The sequence below is a fragment of the Rhizobium sp. No.120 genome (assembly GCF_054558365.1).
The window spans coordinates 435,065-455,633 of the sequence record NZ_BAAJNQ010000004.1; the positions used below are offsets into that span (position 1 = coordinate 435,065).

Consider the following 20,569-nt stretch of genomic DNA (forward strand, 5'->3'; position numbering starts at 1 on the left):
GGGAATGTCCATCAAAAATCTTGCCGCCCTATGCGATCCGCGATCAGTAGCCATCATCGGCGCATCGATACGTCGGGATGCGATTGGGTCAAAAATTCTCGAGAACGTCGTCAATGGCGGATTCCTGGGGAAGGTGTGGGCCGTCAATCCAAAATACGCTCATGTTCTCGGGCGTCCATGTTTCACAAATGTCGCTGCTCTGCCCGAGGCGCCTGACATCGCCATTATCGCAACTCCGGTCCATACCGTTGTTTCGCTTATCCAAGAACTCGGAAAAAAAGGGACCAAAATTGCCGTCATTGTCACCGGGAATCTCAACACCGAGCTGAAGCAGGCTATCCTCGCCGCTGCCAAACCATATTGTCTGAGAGTTTTCGGCCCCAATGTCGTCGGTCTTATCCTTCCGCGCGCCAAGCTTAATCTCAGCTTCGCCCTGACTGGCGCGCGGCTAGGCAAAATTGGCCTGATCTCGCAATCGGGAGCCATAGTCAGCTCACTTCTGGACTGGGCTTGCGATCACTCGGTGGGCTTTTCCAGCGTTCTGTCTCTAGGTGATATGATCGACGTGGACGCCGGCGACGCGATCGACCTTCTGGCGGCCGATCATCAGACGGCAGCGATCGTCATGTATCTGGAATCCATTCCAGATCCGAGAAAGTTTCTATCTGCCGCCCGCGCGGCAGGCCGACAAAAGCCGCTAATCGCCATCGTGCCTGGTCGGCACCGAGAAGCTGCCAAAGCCGCTATGACGCACACAGGCGCGTTAATGGGGAACGCTCGAGTTACTGAGGCTGTTCTTAAGCGCGCAGGCGTTATCCAGGTGAAAAGCCTGCCGGAATTGCTCGCTGCCGCTGAGATCGTGCAGAAGGTTCATTTTTCCCCATCCCTGCGCGTCGGAATACTCACCAATGGCGGCGGTGCGGGCGTCTTGGCCGTCGATAGTCTCCTTGATCGCGGCGAGCGCTTGGCGACGTTGAGCGAGCAAACGATAAATGAACTGGATAATGTGCTTTCCGCCGGCTGGTCGCGAAGCAATCCAATAGATGTCCTGGGGGATGCAGTCCCGTCGCAGATTGCCGAAGCAATAAAAATCGCCGCGTGCGACCCCAACATCGATGTCGTTCTTGCTCTGCATTGCCCAATCCAGGCAGCGGCGCCCGACGCCACCGCTGCGGCCATCGTCAGCGCAGTGCAAGCAAAAGAATGGCAAGGCAAACCGCTGTTGGTTTGTCTTCTCGGTGGCCGAGCCAGCCATGAAGGGCGCCTCATCCTGCGCGCCGCGGGCATTCCGGACTACGGGATGCCCGACGATGCAGTCGCTGCCCTTCATATTCTAGGCGAGTGGGGGCGATGCCAGGACGCATTGACCCATGTCGCAGCCAGATCTGAATTGACGGTGAATAGGACGGCGGCGCGACAACTGATAAAAGAGGTGGCGTTTCGTTCGCGAATGATGCTGACCGAGGTTGAGGCGAAGCAAGTCCTTAGCTTTTATCAGGTCCCGGTGGCGGAATGTTCGATCGCCGCGAATGTCGCGGCGGTGGGCCAGGCTGCGGCAATGATGCTTCGCAAGCATGAGTCCATCGTCGTCAAAGTTCTGTCGCGTTCTATTACCCACAAATCAGAGGTTGGGGGCGTCGCGCTCGATATCCGCAGCCGGGCAGCAGCATACCGTGCCGCACGCCGCATGCAAAAGAGAGTTACCGCGGCTGGACTGGAAAAAAAGATCGACGGCTTTGTCGTCGAGCCGCTGATCAAGATAGAAAATGGCGTCGAATTGTTCGCTGGCCTCTCTGTCGATCCGATCTTTGGGCCAGTCATCGCGTTCGGTGCGGGTGGGACAGCCGTCGAGCAGATCGATGATGTCGCCGTGTCCTTGCCGCCTCTCGATGATGCACTCGCGGCAGACCTGATTTCGCAAACTCGGGTCTCGAGACTGCTGCAGGGCTTTCGTCACATTCGTCCGGCAAATGTTGATGCCATAAAAAAGATCCTGCTCGCCCTATCGCAAATCGCGGTCGACTTTCCATGCATTCGCGCGATCGATATCAATCCGCTGATTGTCGGAGACGAAATAGCCGTGGCGGTGGATGCACGCATCGAGATAGATCCTCGTCGTTTGAATGAAACTGCTCCGAATCGTAATCTGGTGATAAGGCCTTATCCAAATGAATGGACAGAAGAGATCAGTTTGGCAGAGCAGGCCTTCACCTTGCGCCCTATTTGCCCCACGGATGCCGAGGCTTACACTGCCATGCTGGAACATACCTCGCCATGCGACATACGTGCTCGCTTTTGTGGGCAGACGAAGCTTTCCAAAGCGACGGTCGTGCGGATGACACATATCGACTACGAGCGCGAGATGGCATTCGTCGCGACCGATATCGATAAGCAGATTGTCGGTGTGGCCCGAGTTGTTATTGGCCTTACCGGGGAATCGGGTGATTTTGGTCTGCTCGTACGAAGCGATCACCAGCGAATGGGCCTGGGAATGGCTCTTTTGCGTAAGCTTCTTGATTTTGCCGATGCGCAAGGTCTGAAAGATATCTACGGTTCGGTCCTGCCCGATAATTTCAAAATGCTGGAGTTTTGTCGTAAAGCCGGCTTCAGGATGAAGGCCCCATGTGAGGTGGCGGGTCTCTGGCAAATTCAGATGTTACTATCGGATCATCAGGTCGAGGTCCCTGGTGAAGAAGCAGGCCGCCCGCGCGCAGCTGTTTGATCGAACGCAATGACACCGTGCCCTCAAAAGCGATCATGGCTGTTGAGGCTTACCTCGGGTTATTTAAACTGAATTGGAGAAGTGCCATGGATGATCTTTCTCTGCGTCAGGATGTCATAGACGAATTGCAATTCGAACCAAGCGTTGATGCCGCCAATATCGGCGTCTCGGTGGAGAATGGTGTTGTCACCCTTTCTGGTCACGTCGGCAGCTATGCGGAAAAGCTGGCGGCAGAAAGCGCCACCAGGCGCGTGCGTGGCGTACGCGCGATCGCGGAAGAGATCGAGGTCCGCTATGCAGGACGCAAAATGCACGCCGACGACGAAATCGCTTCAAGAGCGCTCGATATTATCGAATGGGATACGGCGCTGCCGGACGGCGCAATCGATGTCAGGGTCCAGCATGGCTGGGTGACGCTTTCTGGCGAAGTGCCCTGGCATTTTCAGCGGATGGCAGCAGAAAATGCAGTCAAGAAGCTTGGCGGCGTCACCGGTGTTTCCAATCTACTCACCATTCGGCCGAGTGCGCTGATCGCGGATATCAAAGGTCGGATCGAAGGTGCTCTGCGGCGCAACGCCGAGGTGGAAGCTAACCGTATTCGGGTTGATGTTACCGAGGGACGGGTTGCCTTGGAAGGTGCCGTGCACGCCTGGAGCGAGCGCAGTGCCGCCGAGCGCGCGGTCTGGTCGGTTCCCGGTGTGGTTACGGTCGAAAATCGCCTGACAATCGGTTGATTGTTCAAGATGATGCCGCGTACCAGGCACCCGCAGACCTTGAGCTTATGCGGGTGCAATGCTTTGACAGGAGCGTTTCGCCTCCCAAGATTGGGCAAGCCGACTATTCCTTGCATGAAATGGACCGATCAAAAATAACAGGCAGGTCGATAAGACCTTGCCTGTTATGAGTCTTAACGGCTGCTGGATCAGGAAGCTTTGATGACGATTTTCCGCTCGCCGTTGCGCGCTTCGGCAGTTTTGGGCAGAACGACGGTCAGCACGCCGTTAACAAAGGATGCTTCGATCTTGCCACCATCAACGCCTTGGGGAAGCTGGAAGTTTCGTTGAAACGAGCCGTAGCGGCGTTCGGATAGGAAGTATTCCTTATCTTTTTCTTCCTTTATCTCATGCTTCTCGCCTTTGATGGTGAGGGTGCTGTTGGAGAGTTTCACGTCAACGTCCTTGGCGTCGATGCCTGGCAATTCCGCCGTTATTTCATAGGCGTTTTCCTTTTCGACGATGTCGACGGCTGGTGCCGTCATCATTGAAAAAGGCTTGGCATGCGATAGTCGTTCAAAAGGACGATGCCAGAGTGCCGGTGTGAAATCGTCGAACAGGCGATCGATTTCTGTCCGCAGATTTTCAAAGGGGAACCATCCCACATCCGGTGTTTTGTCGACTTTATTGTCGGTTTTTATAGGCAGCTTGGTTGCTGTGTCGACCATATTCATTCTCCTCTTCCTGGAAAGATGAGGTGGCGATCAGCTTGTCGCCACTCCTGTCGGCAAAAGACGCTCCACGTCTTCCGACATCGAAAGTGAAATCGATTAGCGTCATTTCGGCATTGATCGAAGTCAAACAGAGGTTGTCGGTTTGAACGACAAGCCAATCCGTCTGGGGTTACGGTTTTCGATTGTTCGCTGTGGCTTGGTCCTTCTGAAAATCGGCGAATGAAGAGGCGCCATTTCATACAGCAATCAACCATGTAATTGATATTGGGCAATGCACTTTCCACCGATGAGATAACGATTGCGATGGTCTGGCATTATCGATCGTCGCACAATTGTGATTGATCTTCATAAGAGGATGTATGACACCGTGTCATTAAAAGATGGATTGCATATGCTGCGATGGTTTCTTCTTGATCATCTTTTGATGATCATCATATTTATCATGATGGCAACTGTAATTTCCGTGCTATTTATCCATACGCGGAGTGAATTTATCCACGATCGTACCCAGTTGCAGAACTCGCTCCATTGAGCCAATTGCTACATGGGTTGCAGGGAATCTACCTAGGAAGGTATTGATCCTGCTCGTTATAATATCCCCTCGCGCGATATCTCCTTTGCCCAAGTCGGCCGGTTCATAGGCGAGCGGTTGCGTGATTAATGAAACCATGTGACGCAGGGAGATGAACGGGCATGATTCCCTCAAAATATTAGGGGAACGGGTCATCTCGCGGTGTTACCCGATTGCGATAGATCAAGGACTGGATTGCCGAACTTCAGCACGATCACAATCGACTGAATAATCTGTTTATCGCGATCGGACCAGCCATATTAACATGTGGCCGAAGCACACCGTTATTACGTCAAGACGGTTCCTTCCGAGATCAGGAGAGCATATCGTGCCACGGCATATACTTATCATTGAAGCGCACCCGGATGGGCATGATAAGCATCTGTGCGGAGCCTTTGCCGATGCCTATGCGACGGGAGCCATCGAGGCAGGTTTTACGCTACGACGGCTGGACATTTCCCAGTTGGATTTCCCATTGCTGCGCTCGCGTGAAGCATTTGAGAGTGGTGCCATACCCGAATCCCTCACTCCTGCCGTTGAGGCGATCCAGTGGGCGGAGCATATGGTTTTCGTCTTCCCGCTTTGGCTCGGGACGATGCCGGCGCTCCTTAAGGCATTTCTGGAACAAGTGTTTCGGCCCGGCGTGGCTTTTCAGTATCAGGAGGGCGGCGCTGCCAAGAGATTACTTAGCGGGTGCACGGCGCACATCATCGTCACCATGGGAATGCCGTCGTTGATTTACCGTTTCTGGTTCGGTGCGCATGGCACGAGCGTGCTCCGTCGCAGCATTTTGAATTTCGCCGGCATACGCCCCGTCCGCCAGACATTCTTTGGCATGATCGAGCAAGTGGGCGAGGAGAGAAGAAGGCGATGGCTTGCGCAGGTGAAAAAGCTTGGCCGCCATGGGCGATGATCTCTCACCGTCGGAGCCTGCTTTAGTCGCGCTCGGTATCGCTTGACGTCGGATTTCCGTGATTTTGACCTCGATCAACCCATAGCTCCGGTATTCGTACTATTGATTAATCAGCTTTTGAAACACGTTGCTCCACCGCAGATCTGCGCAAGCGACGGCGAACTGCGCTTTTAGTTGAAGATGCCATGACGGGAAGCAAGCTGGCATCCAACATCAATTAATGGAGAAGACCCATGCTTATCCAGGATATCATGACACCAGCACCGATAACCGTGAAGGCGTCCTCATCTATCGTGGAGGCCGCCAAGCTATTGCTGGACAATCACGTAAGCGGGCTTCCCGTCGTCGACGATAAAGGCTCGATTGTCGGCATCGTCAGCGAGGGAGATTTCCTGCGGCGAGGCGAGCTCAGTACCGAGCGCCAACGCTCTGCTTTCCTGGAGTTCTTTGTAAGTCCTGGGCGGCTTGCCGATGAATATGTGCACGCCCATGGCAGGCTGGTCGAGGAAGTCATGAACACGCCGGCGAAGACGATTTCGCCGCAGGCGTCAGCCAGCGAAGCCGTCGAAATGATGGAACGCGAAGGTATCAACCGTCTGCCGGTCATCGATGGAGAAAAGCTCGTCGGTATCGTCACGCGGTCTGATCTCCTGCGCGCTCTTACCGGTATTCTCGCGGAGAAGGTTAGCCCGCATGGCGATGCCGAGATCGAGGCTCTCATCATAAGCGAGCTTGGAAAGCGAAGCTGGAGCCAAAACGGCTTTATTCGCGTGAGTGTCAAGGATGGTATTGCCGAGCTCTCTGGCTCAATCTTTGACGAACGCGAGCGTCTTGCCGCCAAGGTCCTTGCCGAAAACGTTCCAGGCGTAAAGGCTGTCAAAGATTGCCTGACCTGGATCGACCCGTATATCGGCGTTGCCATGTCGGTGCCTTGAGCGACAACACGCAACCAGCGCCGTCGAAGTGATCGCGCGCAATGCGAAACCTTGCGAAGACTATAGGTCGTCCGCGACGAGATCGAGAGGAATAATCATGCCAAATCATAGCTTAAGTGACTATATGGCCAGGACGGTTGGTATTGGACTCGTCGTTACATCCGCGGTGCTGCTATTCGTCTACCCAAGCTTGCCTGGCCTGGCGGTCTCGACCGTCAATCTCGGCTTGGTGGGAGTGTTGTTGCTTTCCAGTCACACCCTATCAGACCGAAAAGCGCTGGAATGGGAGCGGATCGCGTTGGCGGCCTGGCTTGCCTCGTCGCCCTGGGTGATCGGTGTTTCCGAGGGAGGCGGCGTAGCATGGATCAGTGTCATCTGCGCCACTTTCATATTCGCCCCAGCTGCTTCATTCCTTTCGCAACCATGGGCTTACGGCAAAGCAAAGCCGCTCGGCTCCTTTCCCATGCACGGACCGGCGAAAAAGAGACATTTGTGAAGGAGGTTTAGCATGAGCGGATTCACGATTGGCAAGGAAACCTGGGTTATCGTCTGCGATGGAGCCAGGGCGCTTTTCCTGCGGAACGATGGTAATGGGCAATCCCTCAATCTCGTTGAGGTCGATGCTTTCCACCAGACGCTGAAGGCAACGCATGAATTAGGCGCCGATCACCCAGGCCGGGCTTATGCCTCTGAAGGCGGCGCAAGAAGCTCCGTCGAGTCACCGGATCTCCATCGCAAAGCAGAAGAGGAATTCGCAACGAGAATTGCCGATCTTCTCGACAAATATGTGAGTGATGGTGTCGTTGCCAGCTTCATATTGGTTGCACCGCCAAGGACATTGGGTTTCCTGCGCAAATATATGAGTGCCGCCGCGCTAAGCGTGATGAAGGCAGTCATCAATAAGGATCTCACAAAGCTTCCCGTCTATGAAATTGAAGCTCATCTGAAGCACCAAGCGGATATTTGAAGTCCTCATTCGTTTGCGGCCGATGATCGGCTGAACGATCTCATTGCGGGGGCTCCCGGCGAATTTTTCACAAAGGGGGAGCCAACACAGTCCTGGCGCATCCTAGCCGTCTGAATAGTTGGCCACTATGCGCATTAGCCGATCAAGGAGCCCGGCGTGCCTACCAGCCTGTTTGGCTTTATCGTGAAAATGGGGTGGCGCCATCAGCTAGCGCTCGCAGGGATTTCCATTCTGCTTTTCGTTATCGAGGCTGCACCGTTGGAGCTGCAGAGACGCATTGTGAATGCCGCGACGGCCGGAGCAGCCTATCGCATCATTCTGCTGCTTGCGCTTACTTATCTTGGTTTGGTCGCCACCGAGGGGGGTGTGAAGCTGGTACTTAACATATACCGCAGCTGGATTGGCGAGATCGCCATTCGATGGCTGCGCGTGTGGGTCCTGGCATCGTCAACCGATCAAGACGGATCGTCTGTAGAGGTCGTTGCTGAAGGTATCCAGCTTTCAATTGTTTTGGCCGAGGCAGAGCCGGTCGGCGGCTTCGTCGGAACCAGTATCTCTGAGCCTCTTCTGCAAGCAGGAATCTTGCTCGTCGTCGTCGGCTATCTCATTTTTCTTCAGCCGTTGATGGCACTCGCGATTGCCGTTGTCTACTGTCCGCAGTTCGGCTTCGTTCCTATCATGCAATCAGCAATCAATCGTTGGATTGAAACAAAAGTAAGTGTTATGCGCGATATCAGCGAAGGTATGATGGAACATGCCGGCTATGGCGACTCCTTTGCCACCCAGACCCAGCGCATTCAAACGCTTTTCTCCATCAATATGAGCATCTACCGGCTGAAATTTGCGATGAACTTCATGATGAATCTGATGATTCAATTGGGATATGTCGGGATTTTCGTCCTCGGTGGCTACTATGTGGTTACCGGAAAGACCGAGATAGGCACAGTCGTTGCCTTCTTGTCCGGCCTTTCCAAGCTGACGGACCCATGGAGTGCTCTGGTGGATTGGTATCGGGATCTGAAGGCGACGCAGGTCAAATATACCCTGATCCGCGATGCGGGTAAGATTGCAAAGGGGGCAGACCAAGCGGTCCTCGTGCAGTCGGAAGTGAAGTCCGACCAGGCTACTTAAAGTCAAAATTCCAGTGATTGTGCGATCAACTCTGGATTTGGGGAGGACTGGGCAGAAAAATACCCACCTGCAACCCCGATCGCGTAGCGCGCACGCCATGGCTTCATCAAAGCGTGCGGGCTAAGCCAGCCTGAATACCAGCCGATCGGATAGACAGCCGCGTCGGGCTAGTTCGCCCTCAGCGCAAGAGTGAATACCGTCCAGGCCGCCGCTTTGGCAGCGGATAAAATGCAATCCTGCCCCTTGAACGCATTTCAGGCATATTGCGGTTCCGCTGCACTATTCACCCTCGCTTCCGGCCGCATATCCATATCCAAGACGACGCGTCCTTCGATACGTCCTTCCTTCAGATCCTCTAACACTTGATTGACGCTTTCAAGGGGAGCGCGGTGGATAGAGACCTTCACCTTGTGATCGGCGGCAAAGGCTATGGCCTCGTCGAGATCTCGACGCGTTCCGACGATCGACCCGCGAACGGTAATACGCTTAAGAACGACGTCGAAGATCGGGGTGGCAAACCGACCGGGTGGCAGGCCGACCAGACTGATGGTGCCTTTCTTACGAACCAGCGATAGTGCCTGCGAAAACGCCGTCGGGGACACAGCCGTCACAAGGACACCGTGGGCACCGCCATTGGTTACCTTCATCACTTCGGAGATAACATCGGGTACGGTGGCATTGATGGCGATGTCGGCTCCGGCCATGCGCGCAAGATTGAGTTTCGGCGGCGCGATGTCGAGAGCAATAACTTTCAGTCCCATTGCCTTGGCATATTGGATCGCCACGTGCCCAAGTCCGCCGACACCTGAGATGACGACCCATTCGCCCGGTCGCGCTTCGGTTTCCTTCAATCCCTTGTATGTCGTGACGCCGGCGCACAGAATGGGTGCTATTTCAGCAAAATCGATGTGGTTTGGGAGGTGGGCCGCAAAAGCCGCATCGGCAATGATATAATCGGCAAAACCGCCATCGCAGCTGTAGCCGGTATTATGCTGATGGTCGCACAATGTTTCCCACCCGGCCTCGCAATATTCGCATCGCAGGCAGGCATCGTGCAGCCATGCAACCCCGACGCGGTCACCCTCCTTTACATTGCTGACGCCGGCCCCAATGGCGGCAACGACACCGGCGACCTCGTGTCCCGGTGTGAAGGGCAATTTGGGACGAACCGGCCAGTCGCCGTCGGCCGCGTGCAGATCCGTGTGACATACGCCGCATGCTTTGACCTTGACGAGAATCTCGCCGCTGCCTGGCTTCGGCACCGGCACGTGCTCGATAGCCAAGGGTTGACCGAACTCTCTTACGACTGCTGCTCGCATGAGCTTATCCATGGAAGTCTCCATCCACATCGAATTTGAAGCTGCTCGATAGACTTGCCGCAATGCGCAAGAGCAACATTGATCTGACGCAATGACGCCAACCGCCCCGGCAGGCTTCCATTGTTCACTTGCAAAGAGCCGATGAGGTAAGGCCGGATGAGAGATAGTTACGCGCTCAGCCCAATGAGGGCAGGCCAGCTTGTCCAAGCCTTTGCTTTTCTTCGAACCTTTAGCCCAGAGGTTACCATCGAGCGCTGGGAAGTCGTCGCCAACAAGAGCTACCGCACGATCGTGGTAACCGATATCGCTGGGTACATTCGTGGATTGACAGTCTCGTCCGTGCGTACGCATCCGATAGCCCGCAAGCTCCTGGATGTTCCGATCTTTATCGTGGGCAGCATAGCGGACGAAAATGCGATAGCTGAATCGCTTTTCCGAGAGGTGAGACGCCGGGCGATTGTCCAGCAATGCGACTTCATGCGGATCTGGACGTGGTCTTCCGATGTACTGGATCGGCTTGATGATTTTGCCTACTGTGAACGCTGGGATCACGGATTGATGCTCGGTCTCAAGCCTGCCTCTGTTCAACCCGTAGAGCGCCACTGATCCGGCCCTGTTACATTCGGTTACAAATTAGCACAATTTAGCACATTCCCGGCGTCCGGCCGTTACGTGAAAATCGTCAATTGCTCTTCATCGACATAGAGGAGTAACGGGCATGCTGACGAGCAATCTGCATTTGGTTCGGGATATGAGAAGCGATGCATCCGTCGCGGCCGAACTGCTGGATTTAAATAGCATATTTTGCAGACAGCCTCTTGAGCATGCGCAGCCGGGACAAATTCTGTTCTTCGAAGGTGACCCCGCCAAACATGTTTTTTCCCTCGTTGAAGGAAACCTGCGGATTTGTCGGTTGTTGTCGGACGGTCGGCGGGTCATTACAGGCTTCCTGAGAAGTGGCGATGCGGTTGGCGTTTCATTCAAGAACCGATATCTCTACAGCGCCGAGGCCATAGACGAAGTCGCTTTCCGCCGAGTGACCAAGCGCTCTTTCGAAGAGGAACTTGCCGCATCTCCGCAGCTTCGCCCGCTGGTGTTTTCGAGGGTTTGCGACGAGGTTGCCGCAGCGCAAGATCAAATGGTGCTGCTCTCTTGCAAAAGCGCAGAGGAGCGTCTTGCCAGCTTTTTTCTGCATCAATTGCAATCCGACGAAGCCCGTGGAGGTGCCCGCGGCGTGATTACACTGCCCATGACACGTCTCGATATCGCCGATTATCTCGGACTGACGATCGAAACGGTATCGCGGACGGTCACCAGATTGGCGAACAAAGGAATTATCAGCGTGTGCGGCCGTCACGGCATCAAGATCCTCAGCAGGAATGGCCTTGCGCATCAAGCCGGAGAATACGACGATGATCGCATCGCAATTGACGGCGAGGCTGCCTTTGGGCAACGTCGTCACTAGCATCGCTTTGGTTGGTTGGGGAACTCTGCGCTTCGCTTATGCCGCGAGCATATTAAGCATTATGATTCTTAGGCCAATGGCGCCATCTTTTCTACCGCCCCTAGGTCCTGGCACTTTTCCCTATCAAATTTAGCGGGGCGTAGTTTGCCCCGCCTGGTGCCCTAGGCAGAGCTTCTCTCTGGACATGATTCCGCTCGTGGCCTCGCGGGCCTCGCGGCATCCGCTGGGTAGTCAAACGAATAAATAGAGAAGCCGATGGGGATACATCGGCTTGCAGATCGCCGCCTTAGACGGTCAGCGATTTTGACAATAGGAGATGGGTGGGGTCGTCGGGGCATGGTTCTGCCGAGAAGCCCATGTTCTCCTCCAGCTCGATAGCGTCATAGTTGCTTCTATCTTCCATCGACTCGATCTTTTCCAGACCACGTTTCCTGGCTTCGCTCACCATCAGGCCCAGGAATTCCCAGCCAAGACCGTGGCCTTTAAAGTCACTGCGCACGGCAATGGCGACCTCTCCACGCTTTCGTTTGTGATCACACGCCAATACGGCGGTCGCAACGGGCATATTGCCACCCTTTACGAAAGCAAGATAGCTTTCTATCGCATTGTGATCTGCTCCGATCAGGTCGGCAATTTGTTTTCGCGAAACATGTTTGACGGCTGACAGAAAACGGAAGCGCAGATCCTGCGGACTGACATGATCGAAAAGATCGATCATGAGATGTTCGTCTTCAAAGCCAGCGGGCCTGACCGTTACCTGCAGGCCTTCCCGTGTCGTGATATTCCATTTCTCTTCCGCCATTGCGGTCTCCTACGAAGGAACACGATTCGATGTGATAGGTCTGCTTGATTGCCTCTGTTGTCCAAAAGCAGTGGCTGGACCCGATGCTTTCCATCTTGTCTGTCGTTGGGCCATCTGGCCTTGCGTTGAATCAAACTCACTCGGCGTCATTTCGATGTAAGCGAGGAGCCTTTGGCTTCGCATCTACCCTCAAGTGAAGATTCATGACTTATAACGGGATTGCTGAGGTCAATCCGAAGGCGCAATTGTTGTAGGAACGATTGCATAAGATCTAGATCTGCGAGAATACCTCTCCTCTGCGGATGGCGCTCGGCTTTGTCTGATATAAGCATACATGGCTTACAATATGTTCGAAGCTTTCAGCTTTCCACCGGCGTGTTCGCGTGGGAGCTTTTGCAGCAGTAGAGATACTGCCTCATCGGCAATAATCTGCTCTTCGTCCGTTGGGATTACGAGAGCAGCTAGACGGCTTTGCGCAGTGCTGATGCATGCTTCATTCCGGGAGTTGGCGGCTGTATCCAGTTCAAGGCCGAGCCAGGCAAGATGGCGTGCGACCATCGCGCGAATTTGGGGTTGATGTTCGCCAATGCCAGCGGTAAAGACAAGGCCATCAAGACCGCCAAGGGTTGCTGCCATGCGGCAAACTTCACCGGCGATACGAAGCGCGAACAGTTCAAGAGCCTGCTTTGCTTCGAGACTATCGTTACTCAACAGGTCTCTCGTATCGGCGCTGATGCCTGAAACGCCGAGCAGTCCGGAATGATGGTAGAGCATGTCTTCGACATTGCGTAATGTGCGCCCCTTGGGTCCCAAAAGATGCAGCAGGGCACCGGGATCGAGCGCCCCACAACGTGTTGCCATCGGAATGCCATCCAGTGTGGAAAACCCCATGCTGCAATCCCGGCTCTTTCCGCCGTCAAGCGCGCACAGACTGGCACCGCTGCCGAGATGGGCGACTACGACCTTGCCAGCTGCCAGCCTTGGCGCCTGCTGCTGCAATGCCGATGCGACGAACCGATAGGACAGCCCATGAAAGCCGTAGCGCTTCACGCCTTGATTGTGCAGGGCACGTGGAAGCGCGAAACGCCTTACGATATCATCTTGCGTTGCGTGGAAGGCCGTGTCGAAAGAGGCGCTCTGGGGAAGGTCTGCGCGTAAGCGCTTGACTGCCTTTATCAGCCTCACTGCCTGCATCTGATGCAGAGGGGCGAGCGCGGCCAGGAGCTCGATACTCGCTAGATGACTTTCACTGACTTGAACCGGACTTATGAAAAGATCGCCTCCATGAACGATGCGATGACCTACGCCGCCGAGCATGGAGAGATCCATATGCTTGCCGAGAAGATCGAATATTTCCTCAATGACTGCATGCAGTTCATCGCCCGGTGCCGCCTCCAGCGTCAGGTCGAGGCGAGTTGGGCCGCCGGAAAGATGAAAGGTTAATGGCCGCCTGCGAAAATCGATGGCCGCGCGGCCGACACCGATTGCCTTAGCATGATGAACTTCGAACAAGCCGATCTTGACGCTAGAAGAACCTGCATTGAAGGTTATGAGTGTGGGAAGAGGTTTCATATTGTTCTTTCTGGCCTCGGCATGTCCTCATGCGGGGAAATCCTGATTATCTGTTGTAGAACAACTCGATCGTTTGGCTTTGCGATCGCGCAAGCATTTGAGCAAGCTTAGACGTTTTGGGGTAACACGCGAAGCCCGTCGGTGAGGGCATGTGTCCCGCTGACACGTTCGACAAGGACTTTGATCGCCTGGCGTTGAAGCTCGGACTCGATCGTTCCCTTCAAGGACACTCGTGCGTCCTGGACCGCGACCGTGATCCTGTCATCATTCAGGCCGAGGTCGCTTTTCAAACGCGTCGCGATGGCTAATCTCAGCGAGTCGTCGCCGGAGGCAATGATATCAGGCCTTGTTTCGGCAATTGCGGCCAGGAGATCATGGCGGCTCACGATGCCGGTGAGGCGACCCTGGTCAAGAACAAGGATGCGCTTGATGTTGTGAGCGGCCATCAGTTTCGCAACAATTGAAATGGGAGTGTCGGGCGAGACCGCTACGATGTTCGGGGTCATGATATCGGCGACTTGCCATGCCCCGTTTTTGATATAATTGCGAATTCCGCCATCGGCTGAATTTTCCGAGATCGGAGGCAGCGAATTGATTTCGCAGCGCCCCAACAAATCACCTTCCGTGATGACGCCACAGACGCCGCCTGAATCATCGATCACCGGAAGGCCGCTGACATGGTTGTCAATCATCAATCGGATCGCATGACTGATACTTGCGCCGGAATCTATAGTTATGACCTTTGTTGTCATGATATCCCGAGCCAGCATGGTGATCACTCCCGATGGATAACGATTTTCCGGTTTGAATAGCGGTTGGCGGAAAGGCTTTTTACTTTCATCGGAGCCGTGAGATTGGGCATTGATCCGCATCAAACTTCACCGCAGCCGGCCGGACGTATCCAACGGCAGGCCATGAAAGAAAGTTGTTGATGCCGATCAAAGTGTTCGTGGGGTAAATTGCCTAACCTAGCCTGATCCAAATCAGTGATTGAAGGCAAAGCCGATGCCATGCAAAACTCTATTATGTGTCACCGCCGCTCGTCATGGTGATCGCGATCTGCAAACAGCCATCTCGCTCAGCGCGGCGATGGAAGCTCATCTTGTACTCCTGGTGGTCGCGTTCGGTGCCATGCCTCCCTATAGCGGTTATGCTGGTGAAACCGCGAGTATTTGGATCAGCGAGCGCGAACGCGAAACGACTCTCCTCAATCGGAAGATTGAAGCGGCCAGAGGCAAGCTTAGCGCCGCCGGCATATCCTATGAAATACAGGAGCTTTTCTGCGACTTCCCATGGGCCGCCGATTTACTCGGGCAGCGTGCGATGTATGCCGATATGACCGTCATCGGCGGGGAATTTGCCGCGGACGAGGATCTCCGAGACTTTGCGATCGATGGTGCTCTATTTCACTCTCCGACACCGGCCTTGGTCGTGCCGAAGGACTTTTCGCTGATGTGGTCGCCACGTACAGTCATGGTGGCTTGGGATGCGAGCCAGGAAGCCGCTTGTGCGGTTCATCAGGCGCTTGACATTCTGAAAGCCGCTGAGCGCGTGCATGTCACAATGGTCGATCCGGTTGCGCTGTCAGGCTTGCAGGGAGAGGAACCCGGTGCCGATATTGCCACCTATCTGGCTCGACACGCAACCGACGTGACCGTTGACGTCATTGCAAGCGAGACGCGAGCAACCGATGAGGTTCTACAGCGACATGGTATCGATGTCGGGGCAGATCTGATCGTTATGGGGGCCTATGGCCATTCCCGAATGCGGGAGAGAATCTTCGGTGGCGTCACCCGTGCGATGCTGCAACATGCAAAATTGCCGATATTCCTTGGCCGTTAGAACTGTCGATCGGGCAAAATCCGTGACTGAGCATCACTCATATGCGGGCAGTAAAGACGTATCCGACACCGCGAACCGATTTGATCAATCTGGGATGCTTGGGATCCTTTTCGATCTTCTTTCGCAACCGTCCGACTTGTGCGTCGATCGAGCGGTCAAATGCCTCCAGATTGCGGCCCCGGGTCAAGTCCATGAGGCGTTCACGGCCAAGCACACGACCGGCATGCCGCACAAAAGCGGCCAACATGTCGAATTCGCCTGTCGTCAGCTGCATCTCACTACCGTCCCCTGCAATAAGCTGGCGACGATCGAAGTTCAGCTGCCAGTCGTCGAATCGGACGATCTCGTCCTGCTTGGTGTCCTCCAACTTCGCTGGGATGCGCCTGCGAAAAATAGTCTTCATCCGTGCATGTACTTCGCGCAAATGAAAGGGCTTGGCGATATAATCATCCGCCCCCATCTCCAGGCCAACGATCCGGTCGACGACGTCGTCGCGTCCCGTCAGCATGATGATTGGAACGTCGGATTGCCTCCGGATTTCCCTGGCAAGCATCAGCCCGTCTTCGCCGTGCGGCAGCATGAGATCGAGCAAAATCATATCGAAGGCGCTCTGCTTCAGCCGCAGGCGCATTTCGACCCCATCCGAGGCGGTTGTGACATGATATCCCTCCTCCTCGAAGTAACGTGTCAACATCTGGCAAATTCTTTGATCGTCATCGACGACGAGAATATGGTCTTGCCGCCGTTGTTCAGAAATCATTGCAGAAACCCTGGAGAAATGTGAGCACGCCCGCAAACAGAAGGATACGATAGCAAAAATATTCATATCATGCGCCATGTCTGCCTGTCACGCGATGGGCCGTACTGGAAAGGGAGGTGTGAAGGTTTGTCACATGCAACTTACTCTATTTGCCCCAGATTTCGTCGTCCGATGAAAATGCATGCATGGGTGGCAAATGGCCGGGCGCTCGCGGCAGGCCTTCATGTTGGAAGATTCAGATCATGAGATTGCGAACCATATGAACGAGCAAAATACATCTGCGGACACAAGCGAGAGCGGCTTGGATGACATGGCCCGCATCCTGGCTGGAGCCAATATTATCGTCCATGGCTTCGATGGCGTCATTAGCCGCTGGAGTGCGGGATGCGAACAGCTCTACGGCTGGAGCCAAGATGAGGCGGTCGGCAAAGTAGTACACGAATTGCTGCGAACCGAAAGGCCAATTTCCCTTGAAGCCATCCGCGCCCATGTCGCGGAGCAAGGCATGTGGCAAGGTGAGCTTGTCCACTACAATAAGGCAGGCGAGCGCATTTTCGTCGTCAGTCGCTGGAGCAGGGTTTCTGTCGGTGATCCTCCACGGCAGGTCATCGTGCAGACGAACAATGACATAAGTGATTTGAAACGCGCCCAGGCCGATCTGGCGGCGCGCGAGGCGCATTTAAGGTCGATACTGGACACGGTTCCGGAGGCTATGATCGTCATTGATTCGGCGGGTCTCATCTCTTCGTTCAGCACGGCTGCCGAGCGTCTATTCGGATATTCCTCATCCGAAGTCATAGGGCAGAATGTAAAGTTACTGATGCCTTCGCCTGATCGGGAGGCTCATGACGGATATTTGTCGCGCTATCTCAGCACCGGGGAGCGCCGAATTATCGGATACGGACGGGTTGTCAGCGGCATGCGCAAGGATGGCTCGATCTTCCCCATGGAGCTAGCAGTTGGCGAGGTCGCGATAGATGGCAACCGGATTTTCACCGGCTTCATCCGAGATCTGACAAGCCGGCACAAGATCGAGGAAGAACTACGCCAATCGCAGAAGATGGAGGCGATCGGGCAACTGACAGGCGGTTTGGCTCACGATTTCAACAATCTGTTGACCGTCATCAGCGGCAATCTTGAGATGCTCGAACGCAAAGTAAGTGACCCAACGCTTAAAATGCTGGTGGGAGAAGCCCAGGATGCCGCGGATGATGGCGCAAAGCTGACCGGTCAGTTGCTGGCCTTTGGACGCAGGCAGCCGCTCAATCCGACCGTTCTGGATATTGGTCAGCACATTTCCGGCTTCTCAGAACTTCTACGCCGCACGCTTGGAGAGACGATCGAGTTGCGAACTATCGTTACCGGCGGGCAAAATCATGCGCTTGTGGACGGCCCTCAGTTCCAAAGCGCGCTGCTCAACCTGGTTCTCAACGCACGCGATGCGATGCCCCGGGGAGGCCGTCTCTCCATCGAAGTTTCAAGCGTCCGCCTCGATTCTGATTACGCACAGATGTATCCGCAGGTGCGGCCAGGCGAGTATGTGTTGGTTGCGGTCACTGACACCGGGGCCGGCATGTCCAAGGACGTATTGGAACGTGCGTTCGAGCCATTCTTCACAACAAAAGGGGTTGGTGCAGGAACCGGATTGGGGCTCAGCATGGTCTATGGTTTTGCCAAGCAGTCTGGCGGCCACGTGCAACTCTATAGCGAGGTCGGCCAGGGAACCAGCGTCAGGGTATTTCTACCAACTGCCAGGGCACAGCGTACGCAGGCGGGCTTGAAGGATTTTCGCGCTGAAACGGCGGGTCTCGACGATATTCCCAGCGGTTTTGAGAGAATTCTGGTGGTTGAGGACGATGCTCGAGTGCGCCGTGTGATGGTTTCCAGACTGTTGGACGCAGGTTATCGGGTTGTTGAAGCGGCCGATGGAGAACAAGCTCTTTCTCTGCTCCAGGATACCCCGGACATCGCATTGCTGCTCACTGACATCGTCATGCCGGGCGAATTGACCGGTGACGAACTGGCGCGGCGGGTGCGCATAACTCATCCGCAGATCAAGATCCTGTTCACCTCCGGTTATGCGGAGCCGGTTGTCGCGGAAAAGGAGTTGGCTCAGTTGGGAAGCTGGCTGAAGAAACCATATACCGCCCGCGAACTCGCCGTGCGTCTGCGTGAGCTTCTCGATTGATTGAAATCGACGCAATCGAGGCAAGCCGCTGTCCATCCAGTATATGACGGCGATACCGGGACAGGCGTAAAAAGCTGCGGGGGTCGCCGCCGCAGGCGGCGCGAGGTGAGACTCAGGCGACGTTGGAGGCGATATCTTGCTTATGCCCCGACCAGCTAGATCATGACGGCACCGATCAGAGGATCGATGTAGACGAGCTGGTCGCAGACGGACCGCACGCCAGGAACGTTTTCGGCAGCGACCTTTGCTGCGAGGCGTTCCCGCTCGTCGAGAATTCCGCCGGAAAGCTCCGCAACCCCGTCAACAACTTTTACACGGATAGAGCCACTCCGCCCCCAGCTCTGAGCAGCCAATTCGTTCATGATCGCTGCTTCGATCTCCTGGTCCTGCCCGCTCGATGCGCGCGCGGGAGGCAGTTTGCTTACGAGCGCCTTCAAAAGGTCGGATCGGGACACAATCCCCACCAGTACGCCGCGCGATAGCACTGGAAGTCGTTTGACATGATGTTTTTCCATGAGGTCGGCCGCCTCGTTGAGCATTGTCGTGGGTGTGACTGTCACAACGTCGCAGCTCATAACCTCTCCGACTGTGCGACCGTGAGTCCGGGTATATTCGTCAGCTAGCTTTCCAGGGCTGGTCAGGAGTTCGACCAACCAGGAACGCTTGCGCTCCGTGCGCAGCTCGGCACGCCGGACGAAGTCGCCTTCGCTGACTATGCCAACCAATTCGCCGATGTCATCAACGACCGGGAGGCCGCTAATGTGGTTGTCGAGCATCGTTGTCGCCGCTTCGGCGATCGAGGTTTCAGGGCGAACGGATATTGCAGGCGATGTCATGATCGCATGGATAAGCATGATTTAGTCCTCGCTTTGCTGTGACGATGCATGCCGAATATTGGCAAGTCATTGATTACAGAATATCCGCATCGAGTGGGCGGCGCCTTGATCGCAATCAATGAGTTAGCGGGCGCTCTGGCGTCTGCTGGCCTGGTTCCTTGCGCAATCCGGACGGAAAGCCGCTGCGCATTTTTCCTGGAACTAGCTCTCATTTCTCGCCGTTGCGGGCTCGAAATTGCCGATCTGGCTTGCGCTGATGCGGTCGATAAGCACAGAAGACCGGGCGTGACGTACGACATAGTCGACCGTAGAGCCAAAGATGTGATCGAATATATCCGAGGTATGGGCGGCGACGACGATCAGGTCTGCCTCGCGCTCCTCGGCAATTTTTAACAGCGTTCGCGATGCGGATCCGGACCGCACGTGAATAAAGGCAGTTATACCGAGGTTCTTGCAGAGCGTGTTGAGCTTTTCCTCCGCTTCCCCGATCACCGAAATTGCCCAGCTATCAGGGCATTTCTGCTCGGCGGGAAAGCGTTCGACGATATGAGCTACTGTCAACTCGCCTTCTGGCGCCAGCAGCGAATGCGACGTTCGCAGAAGGTGTTCAGCGCGCTCACGCGATCCAAGTCCGATTGCGCAGATGATCCGTGCGTACATTGTCATTCCCTCAAAATATGTCAGTGCCGGAGCAGCAAATGAACTGGGTCCGCAAACCCTTTGCGTGTGCTTCCTTGAGTAGCCGGTCGGCACTGACCACATCGACGATGATATCGCCGGCAAAGCATTGGGTAAGGGGAGGCGCCAAGGTTTCGCATATCCACGCTTTACCGCGAGGGGAGACAGCATCGATCTGCCATCGTGTCTCGTCCAGGCGCCTGAGACGAAAATCGCAATGATCGTCCAGCGCCGGTGCATAGCCGGCCCCTGCAAGCAATGCTTCCTCGTTTCGTGTGAGGGCTGGTTCATCAGGCATCCTTCTTCCCTCCGATATGGCCAACCTCTGGGCTCTTCCGAAGATGTGAGTAGGCTAGGATTGTCAGCAGCATGAGTCTTGCTGTCAGGGTGAGCATTGATCGCAATCAAATGAGCAAAAATC

General features: G+C 55.1%; 19 protein-coding genes. 10 read left to right on the forward strand and 9 right to left on the reverse strand.

Annotated features, from left to right (window positions below):
* Positions 1 to 4 precede the first annotated feature (4 nt).
* Positions 5 to 2,722, forward strand: a complete 2,718-nt coding sequence (locus ACYJRZ_RS15935; RefSeq protein ID WP_459460351.1) for a bifunctional acetate--CoA ligase family protein/GNAT family N-acetyltransferase — start codon at positions 5 to 7, stop codon at positions 2,720 to 2,722.
* Between the two features lie 86 nt (positions 2,723 to 2,808).
* Positions 2,809 to 3,456, forward strand: coding sequence for a BON domain-containing protein (locus tag ACYJRZ_RS15940; RefSeq protein ID WP_459460353.1), 648 nt, complete (start codon positions 2,809 to 2,811; stop codon positions 3,454 to 3,456).
* Between the two features lie 188 nt (positions 3,457 to 3,644).
* On the opposite strand, the gene ACYJRZ_RS15945 is transcribed toward ACYJRZ_RS15940, so the two are convergent.
* A complete protein-coding gene (locus tag ACYJRZ_RS15945; protein WP_459460355.1) occupies positions 3,645 to 4,163 on the reverse strand; it encodes an Hsp20/alpha crystallin family protein in 519 nt (172 codons plus the stop codon).
* 905 nt (positions 4,164 to 5,068) lie between these two features.
* Between ACYJRZ_RS15945 and ACYJRZ_RS15950 the strand changes: the two genes are divergently transcribed.
* From ACYJRZ_RS15950 to ACYJRZ_RS15970, 5 genes are all read left to right on the forward strand, one after another.
* Positions 5,069 to 5,653, forward strand: a complete 585-nt coding sequence (locus tag ACYJRZ_RS15950; protein ID WP_459460357.1) for an NAD(P)H-dependent oxidoreductase — start codon at positions 5,069 to 5,071, stop codon at positions 5,651 to 5,653.
* A gap of 233 nt (positions 5,654 to 5,886) precedes the next feature.
* Positions 5,887 to 6,588, forward strand: a complete 702-nt coding sequence (locus ACYJRZ_RS15955; RefSeq protein ID WP_459460359.1) for a CBS domain-containing protein — start codon at positions 5,887 to 5,889, stop codon at positions 6,586 to 6,588.
* Positions 6,589 to 6,685: 97 nt separating this feature from the next.
* Entirely contained in the window at positions 6,686 to 7,084 is a 399-nt protein-coding gene (locus ACYJRZ_RS15960; RefSeq protein WP_459460361.1) for an SPW repeat protein, read from the forward strand.
* A gap of 12 nt (positions 7,085 to 7,096) precedes the next feature.
* Positions 7,097 to 7,555: a baeRF12 domain-containing protein gene (locus ACYJRZ_RS15965; RefSeq protein ID WP_459460363.1), complete on the forward strand. Its 459-nt coding sequence runs from the start codon at positions 7,097 to 7,099 to the stop codon at positions 7,553 to 7,555.
* A 156-nt stretch (positions 7,556 to 7,711) separates the two neighbouring features.
* On the forward strand, positions 7,712 to 8,686 hold the full coding sequence (locus ACYJRZ_RS15970; RefSeq protein ID WP_459460365.1) for an ABC transporter ATP-binding protein: 975 nt from the start codon (positions 7,712 to 7,714) through the stop codon (positions 8,684 to 8,686).
* Positions 8,687 to 8,940: 254 nt separating this feature from the next.
* Here the strand turns inward: ACYJRZ_RS15970 and adhP are convergent, their stop codons facing one another.
* Positions 8,941 to 10,017: an alcohol dehydrogenase AdhP gene (adhP, locus tag ACYJRZ_RS15975; protein ID WP_459460614.1), complete on the reverse strand. Its 1,077-nt coding sequence runs from the start codon at positions 10,015 to 10,017 to the stop codon at positions 8,941 to 8,943.
* A gap of 706 nt (positions 10,018 to 10,723) precedes the next feature.
* Between adhP and ACYJRZ_RS15980 the strand changes: the two genes are divergently transcribed.
* Positions 10,724 to 11,470, forward strand: coding sequence for a Crp/Fnr family transcriptional regulator (locus tag ACYJRZ_RS15980; RefSeq protein WP_459460367.1), 747 nt, complete (start codon positions 10,724 to 10,726; stop codon positions 11,468 to 11,470).
* A 286-nt stretch (positions 11,471 to 11,756) separates the two neighbouring features.
* Here the strand turns inward: ACYJRZ_RS15980 and ACYJRZ_RS15985 are convergent, their stop codons facing one another.
* From ACYJRZ_RS15985 to ACYJRZ_RS15995, 3 genes are all read right to left on the reverse strand, one after another.
* Complete coding sequence (locus ACYJRZ_RS15985; RefSeq protein WP_459460369.1) at positions 11,757 to 12,272, reverse strand: N-acetyltransferase family protein; 516 nt, start codon at positions 12,270 to 12,272, stop codon at positions 11,757 to 11,759.
* A 339-nt stretch (positions 12,273 to 12,611) separates the two neighbouring features.
* Complete coding sequence (locus tag ACYJRZ_RS15990; protein WP_459460371.1) at positions 12,612 to 13,844, reverse strand: acetate/propionate family kinase; 1,233 nt, start codon at positions 13,842 to 13,844, stop codon at positions 12,612 to 12,614.
* Positions 13,845 to 13,951: 107 nt separating this feature from the next.
* Positions 13,952 to 14,716 (reverse strand): CBS domain-containing protein, encoded by a 765-nt coding sequence (locus ACYJRZ_RS15995; RefSeq protein ID WP_459460373.1) that lies wholly within the window; start codon positions 14,714 to 14,716, stop codon positions 13,952 to 13,954.
* A gap of 133 nt (positions 14,717 to 14,849) precedes the next feature.
* On the opposite strand from ACYJRZ_RS15995, the gene ACYJRZ_RS16000 reads away from it, so the two are divergent.
* Positions 14,850 to 15,686 carry a universal stress protein gene (locus ACYJRZ_RS16000; RefSeq protein ID WP_459460375.1) on the forward strand — a complete coding sequence of 279 codons (837 nt, stop codon included), beginning with the start codon at positions 14,850 to 14,852 and terminating at the stop codon, positions 15,684 to 15,686.
* Positions 15,687 to 15,723: 37 nt separating this feature from the next.
* Here ACYJRZ_RS16000 and ACYJRZ_RS16005 read toward each other — a convergent pair whose 3' ends face one another.
* Complete coding sequence (locus ACYJRZ_RS16005; protein WP_459460377.1) at positions 15,724 to 16,446, reverse strand: response regulator; 723 nt, start codon at positions 16,444 to 16,446, stop codon at positions 15,724 to 15,726.
* Between the two features lie 310 nt (positions 16,447 to 16,756).
* Between ACYJRZ_RS16005 and ACYJRZ_RS16010 the strand changes: the two genes are divergently transcribed.
* A complete protein-coding gene (locus ACYJRZ_RS16010) occupies positions 16,757 to 18,634 on the forward strand; it encodes a hybrid sensor histidine kinase/response regulator (protein ID WP_459460616.1) in 1,878 nt (625 codons plus the stop codon).
* Positions 18,635 to 18,789: 155 nt separating this feature from the next.
* On the opposite strand, the gene ACYJRZ_RS16015 is transcribed toward ACYJRZ_RS16010, so the two are convergent.
* The 3 genes from ACYJRZ_RS16015 to ACYJRZ_RS16025 form a co-directional block, all read right to left on the reverse strand.
* Positions 18,790 to 19,488 carry a CBS domain-containing protein gene (locus ACYJRZ_RS16015; protein ID WP_459460379.1) on the reverse strand — a complete coding sequence of 233 codons (699 nt, stop codon included), beginning with the start codon at positions 19,486 to 19,488 and terminating at the stop codon, positions 18,790 to 18,792.
* A 183-nt stretch (positions 19,489 to 19,671) separates the two neighbouring features.
* Positions 19,672 to 20,130 carry a universal stress protein gene (locus ACYJRZ_RS16020; RefSeq protein ID WP_459460381.1) on the reverse strand — a complete coding sequence of 153 codons (459 nt, stop codon included), beginning with the start codon at positions 20,128 to 20,130 and terminating at the stop codon, positions 19,672 to 19,674.
* Between the two features lie 10 nt (positions 20,131 to 20,140).
* Positions 20,141 to 20,446 carry a hypothetical protein gene (locus tag ACYJRZ_RS16025; RefSeq protein ID WP_459460383.1) on the reverse strand — a complete coding sequence of 102 codons (306 nt, stop codon included), beginning with the start codon at positions 20,444 to 20,446 and terminating at the stop codon, positions 20,141 to 20,143.
* Positions 20,447 to 20,569 lie beyond the last annotated feature (123 nt).

Coding starts and splice junctions, on each gene's coding strand:
- ACYJRZ_RS15935 (WP_459460351.1), top strand. CDS start 5: ATGTCCATCAAAAATCTTGCCGCCCTATGCGATCCGCGATCAGTAGCC.
- ACYJRZ_RS15940 (WP_459460353.1), top strand. CDS start 2,809: ATGGATGATCTTTCTCTGCGTCAGGATGTCATAGACGAATTGCAATTC.
- ACYJRZ_RS15945 (WP_459460355.1), bottom strand. CDS start 4,163: ATGGTCGACACAGCAACCAAGCTGCCTATAAAAACCGACAATAAAGTC.
- ACYJRZ_RS15955 (WP_459460359.1), top strand. CDS start 5,887: ATGCTTATCCAGGATATCATGACACCAGCACCGATAACCGTGAAGGCG.
- ACYJRZ_RS15960 (WP_459460361.1), top strand. CDS start 6,686: ATGCCAAATCATAGCTTAAGTGACTATATGGCCAGGACGGTTGGTATT.
- ACYJRZ_RS15965 (WP_459460363.1), top strand. CDS start 7,097: ATGAGCGGATTCACGATTGGCAAGGAAACCTGGGTTATCGTCTGCGAT.
- adhP (WP_459460614.1), bottom strand. CDS start 10,017: ATGGATAAGCTCATGCGAGCAGCAGTCGTAAGAGAGTTCGGTCAACCC.
- ACYJRZ_RS15980 (WP_459460367.1), top strand. CDS start 10,724: ATGCTGACGAGCAATCTGCATTTGGTTCGGGATATGAGAAGCGATGCA.
- ACYJRZ_RS15985 (WP_459460369.1), bottom strand. CDS start 12,272: ATGGCGGAAGAGAAATGGAATATCACGACACGGGAAGGCCTGCAGGTA.
- ACYJRZ_RS15990 (WP_459460371.1), bottom strand. CDS start 13,844: ATGAAACCTCTTCCCACACTCATAACCTTCAATGCAGGTTCTTCTAGC.
- ACYJRZ_RS15995 (WP_459460373.1), bottom strand. CDS start 14,716: ATGCGGATCAATGCCCAATCTCACGGCTCCGATGAAAGTAAAAAGCCT.
- ACYJRZ_RS16000 (WP_459460375.1), top strand. CDS start 14,850: ATGCCATGCAAAACTCTATTATGTGTCACCGCCGCTCGTCATGGTGAT.
- ACYJRZ_RS16005 (WP_459460377.1), bottom strand. CDS start 16,446: ATGATTTCTGAACAACGGCGGCAAGACCATATTCTCGTCGTCGATGAC.
- ACYJRZ_RS16010 (WP_459460616.1), top strand. CDS start 16,757: ATGGCCCGCATCCTGGCTGGAGCCAATATTATCGTCCATGGCTTCGAT.
- ACYJRZ_RS16015 (WP_459460379.1), bottom strand. CDS start 19,488: ATGCTTATCCATGCGATCATGACATCGCCTGCAATATCCGTTCGCCCT.
- ACYJRZ_RS16020 (WP_459460381.1), bottom strand. CDS start 20,130: ATGTACGCACGGATCATCTGCGCAATCGGACTTGGATCGCGTGAGCGC.
- ACYJRZ_RS16025 (WP_459460383.1), bottom strand. CDS start 20,446: ATGCCTGATGAACCAGCCCTCACACGAAACGAGGAAGCATTGCTTGCA.